At 70.8% G+C, this 14606-nt stretch carries 11 protein-coding genes; 9 read left to right on the forward strand and 2 right to left on the reverse strand.

The genetic code is table 11. The features are described 5' to 3' along the window. Window positions 1-17 precede the first annotated feature (17 nt). Entirely contained in the window at window positions 18-677 is a 660-nt protein-coding gene (locus AOM06_RS09225; protein ID WP_062304983.1) for a hypothetical protein, read from the forward strand. On the opposite strand, the gene AOM06_RS09230 is transcribed toward AOM06_RS09225, so the two are convergent. Further along, window positions 668-1585: a LysR family transcriptional regulator gene (locus tag AOM06_RS09230; protein ID WP_082105459.1), complete on the reverse strand. Its 918-nt coding sequence runs from the start codon at window positions 1583-1585 to the stop codon at window positions 668-670. The two genes, AOM06_RS09225 and AOM06_RS09230, sit on opposite strands and share 10 nt — an antisense overlap. Before the next feature lie 102 nt (window positions 1586-1687). On the opposite strand from AOM06_RS09230, the gene AOM06_RS09235 reads away from it, so the two are divergent. The 6 genes from AOM06_RS09235 to AOM06_RS09260 all read left to right on the forward strand — a co-directional run bounded on the left by AOM06_RS09235 (window position 1688) and on the right by AOM06_RS09260 (window position 9507). After that, window positions 1688-2662 carry an amidohydrolase family protein gene (locus AOM06_RS09235; RefSeq protein ID WP_304512041.1) on the forward strand — a complete coding sequence of 325 codons (975 nt, stop codon included), beginning with the start codon at window positions 1688-1690 and terminating at the stop codon, window positions 2660-2662. A gap of 1 nt (window position 2663) precedes the next feature. Further along, window positions 2664-4007, forward strand: a complete 1344-nt coding sequence (locus AOM06_RS09240) for a protocatechuate 4,5-dioxygenase subunit alpha/beta (protein WP_082105460.1) — start codon at window positions 2664-2666, stop codon at window positions 4005-4007. Continuing rightward, on the forward strand, window positions 4004-4960 hold the full coding sequence (locus AOM06_RS09245) for a Gfo/Idh/MocA family oxidoreductase (RefSeq protein ID WP_228372910.1): 957 nt from the start codon (window positions 4004-4006) through the stop codon (window positions 4958-4960). The genes AOM06_RS09240 and AOM06_RS09245 overlap by 4 nt, the downstream gene beginning before the upstream one ends. Next, complete coding sequence (locus AOM06_RS09250; RefSeq protein ID WP_228372911.1) at window positions 4957-5931, forward strand: aldo/keto reductase; 975 nt, start codon at window positions 4957-4959, stop codon at window positions 5929-5931. The genes AOM06_RS09245 and AOM06_RS09250 overlap by 4 nt, the downstream gene beginning before the upstream one ends. Window positions 5932-6047: 116 nt before the next feature. After that, a complete protein-coding gene (locus tag AOM06_RS09255) occupies window positions 6048-9176 on the forward strand; it encodes a nidogen-like domain-containing protein (RefSeq protein ID WP_062304987.1) in 3129 nt (1042 codons plus the stop codon). Between the two features lie 58 nt (window positions 9177-9234). Further along, a complete protein-coding gene (locus tag AOM06_RS09260) occupies window positions 9235-9507 on the forward strand; it encodes a hypothetical protein (RefSeq protein ID WP_062304990.1) in 273 nt (90 codons plus the stop codon). A gap of 16 nt (window positions 9508-9523) precedes the next feature. On the opposite strand, the gene helR is transcribed toward AOM06_RS09260, so the two are convergent. Beyond that, window positions 9524-11695 carry an RNA polymerase recycling motor ATPase HelR gene (gene helR, locus AOM06_RS09265; RefSeq protein WP_062304993.1) on the reverse strand — a complete coding sequence of 724 codons (2172 nt, stop codon included), beginning with the start codon at window positions 11693-11695 and terminating at the stop codon, window positions 9524-9526. A 244-nt stretch (window positions 11696-11939) separates the two neighbouring features. Between helR and AOM06_RS09270 the strand changes: the two genes are divergently transcribed. Both AOM06_RS09270 and AOM06_RS09275 read left to right on the forward strand, forming a co-directional pair. Beyond that, window positions 11940-12485, forward strand: coding sequence for a PadR family transcriptional regulator (locus tag AOM06_RS09270; RefSeq protein ID WP_062304997.1), 546 nt, complete (start codon window positions 11940-11942; stop codon window positions 12483-12485). A gap of 35 nt (window positions 12486-12520) precedes the next feature. Then, a complete protein-coding gene (locus AOM06_RS09275; RefSeq protein ID WP_062304999.1) occupies window positions 12521-14200 on the forward strand; it encodes an ABC1 kinase family protein in 1680 nt (559 codons plus the stop codon). The last annotated feature ends 406 nt before the right edge of the window (window positions 14201-14606 follow it).

The raw sequence follows: 14606 nt of genomic DNA on the forward strand, positions 1-14606 counted from the left end.
CGGAGTAGCCTCGGACCATGTCGATGGCGACCCCGTCCCTGTCCTCGCCCTGGGCGCCCCTGTCCGCCGAGGCCGTCGCCGCGATGCTCGCGCCCAGCGACGCCCGCTGGTGGCTGTCCGGCGGGGCCGCGCTCGACCGCTGGGTCGGGGTGCCGATCCGCCCTCGCGAGAACATCGACGTGAGCGTCGTGCCAGGTGACCTGCGGGCGCTCGTCGCGGTCCTGCCCGCGGCGCGCAGCGCCTGGATCGCGGCGGGTGACGCGATGCTGGCCCTCGAGGACGCCGAGGACGCCGAGGACGACGCCGACCTCCAGCCAGTGCTGATCTGGGACGACGATGCGCGTGCCTGGGTGCTGCGCGTCAACGTGGAGGACGGCGCGCCTCGGGCGTGGGTCTACCGGAGGGACGCCCGCCTCCAGCTCCCGTGGGATCGCGCGGTGCTCGACCTCGATGGCGTCCCGACCGGCGCGCCCGAGGTCCAGCTCGTGTGGAAGTGCTTCAGCCCGCGGCCCGAGGACGACGCCGACAAGGAGGCCGTGCTGCCGCTCCTGTCGGACGAGGCGCGCGCGTGGTGGGAGCGGGCGCTGCTGACGGTCCACCCGCACTCGTCGTGGACCATCCCCGTGCGGAGCCCGATGTTCCCGGCGCGCGCGAGCTGGAACCGCCCTCAGCGCTGAGCGTCGTCGGTGAACTCGCCGCTGCTGACGGCGTGAAGCACCAGGCGCCGGAACCACCGCTGCGCGGGCGAGAGGTTCATCTCGCGGCGCGTGTAGAGCGCGACCGGCGAGCTCGTGCCCGGCCACGGCAGGTCGGCCGTCTCGAGCGACGGGAACCACCCGCAGAACACGTCGGCGACGTGCCGAGGCAGGAGCGCGACCAGGTCGGTCGAGACCAGCACGGCGGGCACGGTGGAGTGCTCCTCGACCGTGAGGGCGACCTGAGGGACCAGGCCGTGCTCGACCAGCGCCTGCTGGGGGAACACGTGGCCGCCGCGGGTCGAGACGCGGATGAAGCGTCGCCCGTCGAACATGCGCGGTCCCGTGGGGGGCAGCGGATGCGCGCGCGACACCAGCGCCACGTACTCGACCCCGCGCACCGGCGTGCGCCACAGCCGCGAGGTGTCCATCACGGAGACCGTGAGCGCGACGTCGATCGCGCCGCGGACCAGCTCCTCCTCGGCGATGCCGGCGTCGAGACGCTTCACCACCAGGTGAGGGGTCGCGCGCTGGCGACCCAACGCCGCCATGATCGGTGGCAGGAAGGTCTGCTCACCGATCGAGGTCAGTCCCAGGGCGAGCTCGCCGTCGAAGCCCGCGGGGTCGAAGTCCGCGCTGTCGGACACCGTCGCATCGATCTGCGCCAGCGCCTCGTGAAGCGGGCCGAAGAGCTGCGTCGCGCGAGGCGTGGGCACCATGACGTGGCCCTCACGGCGGAACAGGTCGTCGCCGAACCGTGTGCGCAGCCGCGCGAGCGTGTAGCTGACCGTCGGCTGGGTGACGTGGAGCCGATCGGCCGTGCCGGTGAGGCTGCGCATCTCGTAGAGCACCACGAAGGTGCGGAGCTGGTTGAGGTCGGCCAGTGACACTATCGATCATCTCTATGCGGCATCGTTGCTGAATCTATTGGACCACAGTCGGAGGCGAGCCTAGGGTGGGGATCAGACCCACCAGTGACAAGGACGCCACTCGTGCTCAAGGACATCCCCGGCCATGACGCGCACGCCCCGGCCCGCCACGGCGAGACGACGGGCGGCTTCGAGAAGTCGCCCGGCTGGCTCGACTGGTACGACGGCCCCGCGACGCCGACCTTCCGCCTGCCCTCCGGCGCGGTCGACGCGCACTGCCACGTGTTCGGCCCCGGCGCGCTGTTCCCCTACGCCCCGGAGCGGAAGTACACGCCGTGCGACGCCTCGGCGGCGCAGCTCTTCGCGCTGCGCGACCGTCTGGGCTTCGACCGCAACGTCATCGTCCAGGCGACGTGCCACGGCGCGGACAACCGCGCGCTCGTCGACGCGCTGCGCCGCAGCGAGGGACGCGCCCGCGGCGTCGCCACCGTCCGCCGCGACGTCACCGAGGACGCGCTCGCCGAGCTCCACGCCGCGGGCGTCCGCGGCGTGCGCTTCAACTTCGTCAAGAGGCTCGTGGATCGCGTGCCCACCGACTCGCTCGAGGAGATCGTCGCGAAGATCGCGCCGCTCGGCTGGCACGTGGTCATCTACTTCGAGGCGGCGGACCTGCCGGAGCTCTACGACTTCTTCTCCGCCATCCCCACGGACGTCGTCGTCGACCACATGGGTCGGCCGGACGTGACCAAGGACGTGGACGGGCCGGAGTTCGGCCTCTTCCTCCGCTTCATGCGCGAGAACCCGAACGTCTGGACCAAGGTGACGTGCCCCGAGCGGCTCAGCGTCACCGGTCCACGCGCGCTCGACGGCGAGCGGCACGCCTACACCGACGTGGTGCCGTTCGCCCGACGCGTGGTCGAGGAGTTCCCCGACCGCGTGCTGTGGGGCACCGACTGGCCCCACCCCAACCTCAAGGACCACATGCCCGACGACGGGCTGCTGGTCGACCACATCCCTCACATCGCCACCACGGCGGAGCTGCAGCGGAAGCTGCTCGTCGACAACCCCCAGCGCCTGTACTGGCCGGAAGGAGCATGACATGGCACTCGACAAGCCCTACAAGGACATCCCCGGCACCATCATCTTCGACGCCGAGCAGGCCAGGAAGGGGTTCCACCTCAACCAGTTCTCGATGTCGCTGATGAAGCCCGAGAACCGCGAGCGGTACCTCGCCGACCGCGCGGCCTACCTCGACGAGTGGCCGCTCAGCCCCGCGCAGCGCCAGGCGGTGCTCGACATGGACCTCAACGCCATGATGGCCGAGGGCGGCAACATCTACTTCCTCAGCAAGATCGGCGCGACGCACGGCCTCAGCTTCCAGCAGATGGCCGGCTCGATGACGGGCATGAGCGAGGCCGCGTACCGCGACATGATGATCGGCGGCGGGCGCCGCCCCGAGGGTGTGCGCCTCAAGGACCTCGACGGCTGGACGCCGCCGTCGAACGAGAAGGCGACCACGATGCGCGAGGACGCGCCCGCCTGCTACACCTCCGCGCTGTTCACGTCGCACGTGCCCGCGATCGGCGCCGCGATGGACCTCGGCAAGACAGAGGAGCCGTACTGGAAGAAGATGTTCGCCGGCTACGAGTGGACCCGGAAGTGGGCCAAGGAGAACACGCCCGACGTCATCATCCTCGTCTACAACGACCACGCGACGGCCTTCGACTCGACCATCATCCCGACGTTCGTGCTTGGCACCGGCTCGCACTACCCGGTCGCGGACGAGGGCTACGGCCCGCGCCCGGTGCCGGACGTCTACGGCCACCCGGAGCTCGCGGCGCACATCGCGCAGTCGGTGATCCAGGACGACTTCGACCTCACGCTCGTCAACGAGATGGTGGTGGATCACGGTCTCACGGTGCCGCTTTCGCTCGTGTTCGGGGACGTGGACGAGTGGCCGTGCAAGATCATCCCGCTGCCGGTCAACGTGGTGCAGTATCCGGTGCCCTCGGGCCGCCGCTGCTACGAGCTCGGCAAGGCGATCCGCCGCGCGCTCGACAAGTGGGACGGCGAGCCGCTCAACGTGCAGATCTGGGGCACGGGCGGCATGAGCCACCAGCTCCAGGGCCCTCGCGCGGGCCTCATCAACGAGGAGTGGGACAACGCCTTCCTCGACCACCTCATCGCGGACCCGCTCGGTCTGACCGAGTGGCCGCACATGGAGTACGTCGACGAGGCCGGATCCGAGGGCATCGAGCTCGTCGACTGGCTCATCGCGCGCGGCGCCATGGATGATCAGTTCGAGGGCGGCGCTCCCAGCGTCGACCACCGCTTCTACCACGTGCCCGCCTCGAACACCGCGGTCGGACACCTGGTGCTCAGCAACCCCGTCGCCCAGCCGGCAGCCGCCGTCGAGGCGCTGCCGCAGGAGGTCCATGCATGACCGATGACAAGATCCGCATCGCCGTCGTTGGCGCCGCCGGCGCCTTCGGGATGAAGCACCTCGACGGCCTCGCCCACATCGAGGACGCCGAGGTGACGGTCGTCAGCGGCACGCGGCCCGAGCCGACTCAGGCCGTCGCCGAGAAGTACGGCGTGCCCACGGCCCTGCTCAGCTTCGAGGAGGTGCTCGAGCGCGACGACGTCGATGCGGTGATCCTCGCGACCCCCACCGGGCTCCACGCCGCCCAGACGCAGGCGGCGCTCGCGGCGGGGAAGCACGTCCAGGTGGAGATCCCGCTGGCGGACTCGCTGGCCGATGCGGAGGCCACGCTCGTGGCGGCGGAGGCGTCCGACCGCGTCGCGATGGTGGGTCACACGCGGAGGTTCAACCCCTCGCACCAGTGGGTCCATCAGAGGATCGCCGCCGGCGACTTCGGGATCCAGCAGATGGATGTGCAGACGTACTTCTTCCGCCGCACGAACACCAACGCCAAGGGCGAGCCGCGCTCGTGGACCGACCACCTGCTGTGGCACCACGCCGCGCACACGGTGGACCTCTTCGCCTACCAGGCGGGCCGCATCGTCCAGGCGAACGCGATCCAGGGGCCCATCCACCCCGAGCTCGGCATCGCGATGGACATGTCGATCCAGCTCAAGGCCGAGTCCGGGGCCATCTGCACGCTCTCGCTGTCGTTCAACAACGACGGTCCGTTCGGCACGTTCTTCCGCTACATCGGCGACACGGGCACGTACATCGCGCGCTACGACGACCTGGTCGACGGCCGCGAGGAGCCCATCGACGTGTCGAGGGTCGCTGTCAGCATGAACGGCATCGAGCTGCAGGACCGGGAGTTCGTCGCGGCGATCCGCGAGGGGCGCGAACCCAACTCCTCCCTGCGCCAGGTGATCGACTGCTATCGCGTGCTCGGGCAGCTGGAGGAGCAGCTCGCGTGATCCTTCCCCGGATGGGCCTCGGCTGCATGGAGCTCAGCCACGCCTACGGCGTCGCGCCGTCGCCCGAGGACGGCGAGCGGATGATCCGCGCCGCACTCGACGCGGGCGTGCGGCTCCTCGACACCGCGACGCTGTACGGCGGCGGCCGGAACGAGGAGCTCGTCGGCCGCGCGATCAAGGGCCGGAGGGACGATGCGCTGCTCGCCTCCAAGGGCGGCATGGCCATGGTCGACGGCGTCAAGACGATCGACGGGCGCCCCGACACCCTGCGGGCGCAGGTCGACGCCTCGCTCTCCCGCCTCGGGGTCGATCGCATCGACCTCTACTACCTGCACCGCTGGGACAAGAAGGTGCCCATCGGAGACAGCGTCGGCGCCCTCGCGGAGGCGGTCGAGGCGGGCAAGATCGGCGGGATCGGGCTCTCCGAGGTCTCGGTCGCGCGCCTGCGCGAGGCGCTCGCGGTCGCACCGATCGCGGCCGTCCAGAACGAGTACTCGCTGTGGAGCCGCAACCCCGAGCTCGGCATGCTCGAGGCGACGCGGGCGGCGGGCGTCGCGCTCGTCGCCTTCTCGCCGGTCGCGCGCGGCTTCCTCGCGGACGGCATCGCGGACCCCGACGCTCTCGCGGAGAAGGACATCCGGCGTGCCATGCCCAGATTCCAGCCGGAGCACTGGCCCGCCAACGCCGCGCTCCTGCCTGCGTGGCGCTCGCTCGCGGCCGAGGCCGGATGCACTCCGGCGCAGCTCGCGCTCGCGTGGGTGCTCTCGCGCGGCCCGCACGTCACCGCGATCCCGGGCACGACGAGCCTCGAGCACGTGCGCGAGAACCAGGCGGCGGAGGCGCTCGCGGTTGACGATGCGCTGCTCGCCCGCGCGGGCGCGCTCATCGGCACCGCGACCGTGTCGGGGCCCCGGTACAACGCCGCGCAGTCCGAGGAGGTGGACGCCGAGGCGTTCGGCGTCGTGCTCTGACGGGCGGCCGCGTGAGCCGAGGGCTACGTCGCATAGCGGCGTGATCCCTCCTATTCATTGCTCTTGCGACGCGTCGTCGGTAGAAAGGGTGCATCGCACATGCTGGGGGGACAGTGATGCAGGTGAAGCGCGGCGCGGCGTTGCTCGCGATGGTTGGAGTGGTGCTCGGGGCAAGCATCGGGTGGGCGGGCCCCACCTATGCGGATGAGGGCGGAGCGGTCGTGGGCTCCGTGGACGGCGCTGCGTGCAGCGCGAACACCCTCACGCGTAACGACGACGGCTCCTCGACGGAGGTGGAGCTTCCCTTCGAGCTGAGCTTCTACGGGCGGACCTACGACAGCCTGTGGGTCAACAACAACGGGAACGTCACCTTCGAGAGCGCGTTGGCGACCTACACGCCGTTCGGTCTGCTCGCGACGAGCACGCCGATCATCGCGCCGTTCTTCGCGGACGTGGACACCCGCGCGGACGGTGGGGATCCCGTCACCTATGGCTACGGCACCACGACCTACGACGGGCAGGAGGCGTTCTGCGTCGACTGGCTCAACGTCGGCTACTTCAATCGTCATGTCGACAAGACCAACTCGTTCCAGCTGCTGCTGGTCCCGCGTCCCCAGTCGGGCGACGGTGCCTTCGACATCGTCTTCAACTACGACCGCATCGAGTGGGAGACGGGGGACGCGAGCGGGGGCCAGGGCGGGACCGGTGGCTCCTCGGCACGCGCCGGGTTCTCGGCGGGGACCTCCGAGCCCAACACCTCGCTCGAGCTGCCCGGATCCGGCGAGCCGGGTGCCTTCCTCGACTCGAATCTGACGGGCCTCACCAGCGGGTCCCAGGGCTCCACCGTCGACGGACGGTACGTGTTCCGGGTGCGTAGCGACGGGGTGGTGGCGGACACGTACGTCGCGCTCGGCGACAGCTATCAATCGGGCGAAAGCGTGGGCGGCTACCTCGAGGGCTCCGATACCGACACGAACAAGTGCCATCGGTCGTCCGAGGCGTACCCGGAGCTGCTGGTCAGTGAGCACGCGGTGCGTCTGGATCTCGACTTCCGTGCATGTGCCGGCGCCACCATCTACTCGATGGTGAACACCGGTGCGGGGCTGCGTCCCAACGACGACGCGCTCGCACAAGTCGACGCGCTCGACGAGTCCACGGAGCTGGTCACCGTCGGGATCGTCGGGAACGACCTGAACTTCGGCGGCACGCTCCAGTACTGCGCCGAGCAGGACGCGCTCGGCCCGTGGCCGGTCATCGGGTGGTTCTGGGAGACGTGCTACCTCCATGAGCACGAGGCGGCCGACGAGCGCCTGACCAGCCTTGAGGAAGGTTCGATCGGCGACGATCTGCTGGACCTCTACCGGCTCATCCGCGCCAAGGCTCCCTATGCTCGCATCCTCGTGGTCACGTACCCCATGTTCTTCCCGGAGGACGGTGGTGACGCGCTGCTCGGCACCTGCGGCAACATCGCCCGGCAGTTCGATCGTCGATGGATCAACGAGCAGATCGTGCGGGCCGACGACGGCATCGAGGCGATCGCGGCCGCCGCAGGGCTCGAGGTGGTTCGGCTCGACAAGGCTTTCGAGGGAGCGCATCTGTGCGAGGACGACGCCGCGATGAACGGCGTGCAGTTCCCGCACTTCGAGGAGTCCTTCCACCCGAACGCGAAGGGTCACTCGCTTATGGCGTCGCTCATCGCGGACCAGCTCGATGGCGCCGTCGAGCCGTCCTTCGTGATCCACCCGCAGGAGACTCACGTCGAGACCTTCGAGGTCAAGGGCAAGACGTTCTACGTGAACGTCGCGTGGCCCGGTAGCGACGTCGTCACGGAGCTGGTGTCGCCGTCGGGCGTCGTGTACACGCGTACCGAGACGCAGGGCGCCGAGCATGGAAGCGGCGCGACCTATGAGTACTGGGGGGTGTCCGACCCGGAGCCCGGCACCTGGACCGTGACCTCGTTCGGGGCAGATGTCGCGGCGGCGGGAGAGCCGGTGACCCTGTCCACCGTCGACAGCATTCCGCTCGATTCGCGTCCGACCGCCGAGTTCACCGTGACCAGGACCGGGGCCTCCTATGTGTTCGACGCCTCGGCGTCGAGCGACGCCGACGGCGAGGTCGTCGACTACTGGTGGGACTTCGGTGACGGCGCGACCGCGACCGGCGCTGTGGTCGAGCACGCCTTCACCGAGCCGGGCCTCTACCGCGTCGCCCTCGAGACCACGGACGATGCTGGTGGTCACGGCTTCGGCGTCGCGGAGTCGCTCATCACGGTGTCCGACGTGCCGGCGATCGTCTCGGGCGGGACGAGCGTCTTCACCAACGACCTTGTCGTGACCGACGGCGGGGGAGCCTTCGTGGACGGCGACTACACCTGCAGCGCTGACGTCGACATCACGGGCGACCTCACGGTCACCGGCGACGCATACCTCACCACCCGATGCGCGATCGGCGGAACGGTCCGTGCGGACGGCGCCGTCAGGATCGACTCCCGTGCATCGGTCGCCGGAGATGTGATCGCCGGGGCATCCGTCACGATGCAGTCCACGGCGGTGGTCGGTGGCAGCATCGTCACCGCTGGCCGCCTCACCGTGACGGACGGTCGCACGATCGCGCAGCTCCAGGCGGCTGGAGCGCTCGGCGGCGATGTCGAGACCGGCGCGACCGTCGCTCCCGTGACCGACCTCGCCCCCACCGTCACGTTCGATGCGGCGGCGTGGAGCGGTGACGAACTCGTCACGTACGCGGCATGGATCAACGCGGCGGCCGAGGCGAACGGCGCCCCGTCGTGGTCGCGTGGGCTGACCGCCTCGCCCAGGTGCGCGGTGAGCGCGCTCGCGGACAGCGTCAACAGCGACTCGCTCGAGGTTCTCGAGGACACGGTGGTCGACGCCCGTGCGAGCGCGAGCGGCTGCGCGAAGGTGACCGTCCAGGGAATGGAGATCGCCCTCGCCGCCGATCTCACGTTGGTGGTCTCGGCGGCACAGATCAGCAACGGCCTGACCGTGACGTCTCTTGACGGAGCGCCGCACACGCTGCGGCTGATCGCAGTCGACGGGGGCGTGACGGTGGTCGGCGGCACCTCCGCCGATGCCTCGGTCGCGGTTCAGGTCGCGGCCTCCGGCTCCGTGATGGTCAACGGCCCTGCCGAGTTCCACGGCCAGCTCATCGGTGGCACGGTGACGACCACCGGTGCCGTGCAGCTGGCCTACGTGCCGGTGGTGACGCCGGGTGTCACGGTTGGCTGACCTCGGCGAGCCACAGGCCCGTGAGCGGCGTCACGGGTGGCTGCATCTGCTCTGGGTGATGCCGCTGCCACTGCTGTGCGCGGGACAGGCGGTCTACGCCGCGGCGCTCAGCCTGTGCGGCCTCACCGGGTGCTATGTCGAAGGGACGGGTTGGGGCCGCAACTCCGGCACGCTGTGGACGGTCGTCATGCTCGTGGTCGCCGTCGCGCTCGTGGCCGTTCCTGCCGCGCTCGTGCCGTGGCATCCGAGGGGTCGGGTCCGGCTCGGCTGGTCGGTCGTCGCGGCGCTCGTGCTCGTCGGCGGAGCGTGGGCCGGTGTGCACCCCGACTGACGCGCGCCTCCGATGCTCACGCGCCGAGTACCACGAGCCGCTCGGTCGCACGCGTCATCGCGACGTAGCGGTCGACGGCGCCGCGCACCCCCGAGCCGAGCGCCTCGGGTGAGACCAGCACCACCAGGTCGAACTCGAGCCCCTTCGCCGTCACCGGCGTGAGCCCACGGACCCGTGCGCGCTCGGGCGCGGGAGCCCCGATCACGCACGCCGTCCCTTCGGGATGACTGCCGAGCCACTCGTCGAGCACCGCCTCGAGATCTCCGACCGCTCCGATGCCCACCGGTATCCCGCCGCGCCTGATCGACGTCGGGACGTTCGCATCGGGTAGCGCCGCGCGGATGACGGGCGCCGCGGCCTCCATGACCTCGGCGGGCGTGCGGTAGTTGACGGTCAGCCGGGACACCCGCACCTCGGTCACGCCGACCCGAGCGAGCCGCTCCTCCCATGCCTCGGGGAAGCCGTCACGCGCCTGCGCGCGGTCGCCGACCACGGTGAGGCTGCCCGACGGGCACCGCCGTAGGAGGCTCGCCCACTCCGCCTCCGTGAGCTCCTGCGCCTCGTCGACGATCACGTGCGCGTACGGTCCCGCGAACGGCGCCTCGGCCTGCTCGGGCACATGATCCGAGTCGAGCACGTGGCGCAGGTCCTGCCCGCGCAGCATGGACATCACCTTGAGGTCGGATTCGTCGGTCTCGATGAGGTCGGCGACGAGCCCGGACACCTCCTCGCGTCGCGCCGCGTCCGCTGCCTCGCGCGCGCGGCGACGCCGCGCGCGGTCGGGGTCGCCCAGGCGTGCGCGCGCGGCGTCGAGCAGCGGCAGATCCGCCACGGACCACGGCGCGTCGGGATCGCGGCGCAGCGTCCGCACCTCCTCCGCCGACAGCCACGGCGCGCACCGACGGAGGTAGGCGGGAACCTCCCACAGGTCGCGCACCACGTCGCGCGCGTCGAGCGTGGGCCACGCCCGGCCGAACGCACGCGCCAGCCCCGCGTCCTTGGCGACGATCCGCCGCGCGCGTGCCCGCGCATCGTCCGTCGCGATCCCGTAGGCGTCGAAGTCCTCCTCCTCGCGCTCCTCGTCGACCACCTTGTCGACGATCGCGTCGAGCAGCGCCTCCCACGCCGCGTCGCGGCCGTCGTTGTGGGGCGTCCCCGTGTCGGGCGCCGCGAAGGCCTCCGCCCAGTCGTCGGCGCCGACCGTCACCCCGGTCTCGCCCAACTCGATACGCAGGCTCGCCGTGGGCGCCTCCTCGTACATAGCCACGGCGGGCTCGATCGCGGGCACCAGCGACGCCTTGAGGCGCGCGACCTCCGCGTCGGGCTCCGCGAGGGCCTCGCGGCCCTCCGGCACCAGGTCGCGCATCGTGCAGGCATGCACCGAGTCCTCGCCGAGGCTCGGGAGCACGTCCACCACGTAGTCGAGGTAAGGCCGATGCGGCCCCACCATGAGCACGCCGCCTCCCTGAGCGCTGATGCGGGCGTCGGAGTGGTTGAGATAGGCGGCACGATGCAGCGCGGCCACGGTCTTCCCCGTGCCCGGGCCGCCGTCGACCACGAGCGCACCGCGCGAGTCCGCGCGGATGATCGCGTCCTGGTCGGCCTGGATGGTCGCGAGCACATCGCGCATACGCGTGGAGCGGCTCGCGGACAGCGACGCGAGGAACGCGGCGTCCGGGTCGAGCGAGCCGACATGCGCCGCCGGGTCCTCGCCGAGCGGCTCATCCCAGTAGTCGACGATGCGCGGGCCGTCCCAGCGGTAGCGACGGCGGCTCGCGAGGCCCATGCGATGGACACCCGTGGCCGCGCAGAAGGGCTCGGCCGCGGGCGTGCGCCAGTCGTGGAGCAGGCGCTCGCCGCCCGCGTCCGTCAGCCCGAAGCGTCCGATGTACGTGACCGTGCCGTCGGTCGCGACCATCCTGCCCAGGCACGCGGCGACGTCGTAGCGGCGCAGCATCCGCAGCCGGGACTCGAGATGGCGTATCCGCTGGTCGCGCTCGACCGCGCCCTGGCCGGCGTCCGCGTGGGTGCGGAGCTCGTCGCGCAGGCGTGCGTCGAGCGTCGCGATCCGTGCGGCCAGCGCCTCATGCACGCGCGCGAGGTGCCGTGGGTCCGCCGCGATCAGTGCGGGGGCGGACTTGGGGTGCGTCGGATCGGCGAGCGCGAAGGCGGCGGCATCGGCCGGCATGGGGTCCTCCTGGCGGGCGGCGAGCGCGGGGGCGGCGCCCGCGGCAGACCGCCATGATGCGCCCGGGAGGGGCCCTTGCGGCAAGGCCCCCCGCGCGAGGTACGGTGGAGATGCAGGCGGATGCCGCGCCCGCCTCGCCCGGCACCTGCCCGCATCGTTCCACCGCTTGCGCGTGCGAGCCGGCCGAGCGACACTAACGATATATCGTTCGCGCTCGCGGCGATATACCCCGGAGGAGGTCGTCATGGGTACGTCGTTCCGCAAGGAGGGTGGCGGCTTCAACGCCAGCGCCCCGGTCGACGCGATGTGGGACGCGGTGGACTCGCTACGTTCCGGCTTCGAGAAGCGCGTCGCGCCGCGCATGGGGCGCGGAGATGTCCGCGCCGCGGTGCTGGTGCTCCTGGCCGAGGAGCCGATGCACGGCTACCAGATCATCCGCGAGATCGAGGAGCGCACCGGCGGGCGGTGGAAGCCGAGCGCCGGCTCGGTCTACCCGACGCTCCAGCTGCTCGCCGACGAGGGCGTGGTCACCGCCGAGACCCAGCATGACCGCAAGATCTACTCCCTCACGGAGGACGGTCGCAGCGAGGCCTCCACGGCCTCGGCCCCGTGGGGGGACGATGCGGAGGCCGGCAGGCACTTCGGCGGGCCCGTCCCGCGCGCGGCCTTCGAGCTCGCGCAGGCGGTGACGCAGGTCAGTCGCTCGGGCAGCGAGGAGCAGCAGAAGCAGGCCGTCGAGGTTCTCGACGAGGCCCGACGTAGGATCTACTCGATCCTCGCGCAAGCCTGACGATCGCCTGACGCGCCGGGGATCGAGGAGAGCCGATGCCCGACGCCTTGCACGATCGCGCCCGCTACCGCCGCATCCTGCGGTTCGCCGCACGCCACCTGCTGGTGATCTGGTGGTACGAGCTCTTCCTGCCGCGCTTCGGGATGCGCGGCATCGCCGAGCGCACGCGCGAGGCCCGGATGCAGGCCTTCGCGCGCCGCTTCCGGTCGCTCGCGGTGGAGCTCGGCGGCCTGATGATCAAGCTGGGCCAGTTCCTGTCGACCCGCCTCGACGTGCTCCCGCCGGAGATCACGCGGGAGCTCGAGGACCTCCAGGACGAGGTCCCGCCGGCCCCGTTCGACGCGATCCATGCCCTCGCCGAGGAGGACCTGGGCGTGCCGCTCGATCAGGTGTTCGCCCGGATCGACCGCGAGCCCATCGCCTCCGCGTCGCTGGGACAGGTCTACCGGGCGACGCTCGCTCCGCAGGACGATGCGCTGGCCGGGTTCGCGGACGTGGTGATCAAGGTGCAACGCCCCGGGATCGCGAGCATCGTGGCCGTTGACCTCGCGGCGCTCCGCCGGGTTGCGTTCTGGCTCAGCCGCATGCGGGTGGTCTCGCACCGGGTCGACATGCCCGCGCTCGTCGAGGAGTTCGCGCGCGCAAGCCTCGAGGAGGTCGACTACCTCCACGAGGCGCAGAACGCCGAGCGCTTCGCCGGGCTCTTCGCGGGCGACGACCGCGTGCGCGTGCCCCAGGTGGTGTGGGAGCGCACCACGCGCCGCGTGCTCACCCTCGAGGACGTCACGGCGATCAAGATCACGGATCTGGACTCGGTGCGCGAGGCCGGCATCGATCCCCGGAACGTCGCGAAGGTCTTCGCAGCCGTGATGTTCGACCAGGTCTTCGAGCACGGCTTCTTCCACGCGGATCCGCATCCGGGGAACCTCTTCGTCACGCCCGGCCCCGAGGGCCCCGAGGGCCGGACCTGGCGGCTGACCTTCGTCGACTTCGGGATGATGGGCGAGGTCCCCGACAGCCTCCGGGACGCGCTGCGCGCGCTGTTCCTCGCCTCGGCCTCGCGCAACGGGCGTGGCATGGTCGAGGCGATGCATCAGGCGGGGGTGCTGCTGCCGGGCGCGGACACGCGCGAGCTCGAGCGTGCGCTGACCGCTGTCTTCGCGAGGTTCGGCGGGATGGGCGTCGCCGAGCTCCGCAGCATCGACCCGCGCGAGTTCCGGCGCTTCGCCGTCGAGTTCAGCGACGTCATGCTCACCATGCCGTTCCAGATGCCCGAGAGCCTCCTCCTGCTCATCCGCGCGGTGTCCCTCACCTCGGGCATGTGCAGCTCGCTCGACCCCCAGTACAACGTGTGGGACTCGGTCGAGCCGTACGCCAACAAGCTGGTGCGGGAGACCGCGACCAACGTGGTCGGCGACGTGGCCCGCCAGGCGGTCGATGCCGCAGGCGTGCTGTGGCGCATGCCTCAGCGACTCGACTCGGTGCTCGCCACGGTCGAGAGCGGCAGGGTCGCGGTGACCGTGCCCCATATGGAGGACGCGATCGCCAGGGCCGAGCGCAGCGTGCGCCGCCTCATCTCCGCCTTGATCTTCTGTGCGCTGCTGGTGTCCGGTGCACGCATGCGGGCCGATGACCCTGGCCTCGGCACCTTCCTCATGCTCGTCTCGCTGGTGCCGCTACTCCACGTGGTGTTCGGACGGCGGCGTCCGCGCTGAGCCCCGGCTCGGCGTCCACGTCCTGGGTGAAGGGGCGGTCTGCGATGCGCTGGCACCCGACGACAGAACTTTCTCGGGATTTCGGCCACCTGAGAGCCGCAGAGCGGACACATGGGCTCGCCATGCATCGCTCTACCAGGCGCGATCGGCGCGACACGCCCGGGATGCACGCGATTTGACGATGCCGCGCACGGACCCCTAATCTCTTACCTGTTGCCGACGACGGAAGCGCCAGGCAGGGACTGAAGAGGACCTGCAGGAGACGCCCCGGAAGCAACATCGATCCGATGGAAGCGGCGGACATTCGCATGTCCCGCACCACTCGAAGGATCACCGACGAACTCTCAGACGTTCTTCATCTGGACGATCAGGCCGGAATAGCCGATTTGACAGTGAGAAATGATGC

Origin of the sequence: Demequina subtropica (assembly GCF_000971235.1) — a bacterium.
Taxonomy (GTDB): Bacteria; Actinomycetota; Actinomycetes; order Actinomycetales; family Demequinaceae; genus Demequina; species Demequina subtropica.

Coding starts and splice junctions, on each gene's coding strand:
- AOM06_RS09255 (WP_062304987.1), top strand. CDS start 6,048: ATGCAGGTGAAGCGCGGCGCGGCGTTGCTCGCGATGGTTGGAGTGGTG.
- AOM06_RS09245 (WP_228372910.1), top strand. CDS start 4,004: ATGACCGATGACAAGATCCGCATCGCCGTCGTTGGCGCCGCCGGCGCC.
- AOM06_RS09270 (WP_062304997.1), top strand. CDS start 11,940: ATGGGTACGTCGTTCCGCAAGGAGGGTGGCGGCTTCAACGCCAGCGCC.
- AOM06_RS09225 (WP_062304983.1), top strand. CDS start 18: ATGTCGATGGCGACCCCGTCCCTGTCCTCGCCCTGGGCGCCCCTGTCC.
- AOM06_RS09275 (WP_062304999.1), top strand. CDS start 12,521: ATGCCCGACGCCTTGCACGATCGCGCCCGCTACCGCCGCATCCTGCGG.
- helR (WP_062304993.1), bottom strand. CDS start 11,695: ATGCCGGCCGATGCCGCCGCCTTCGCGCTCGCCGATCCGACGCACCCC.
- AOM06_RS09260 (WP_062304990.1), top strand. CDS start 9,235: ATGCCGCTGCCACTGCTGTGCGCGGGACAGGCGGTCTACGCCGCGGCG.
- AOM06_RS09240 (WP_082105460.1), top strand. CDS start 2,664: ATGGCACTCGACAAGCCCTACAAGGACATCCCCGGCACCATCATCTTC.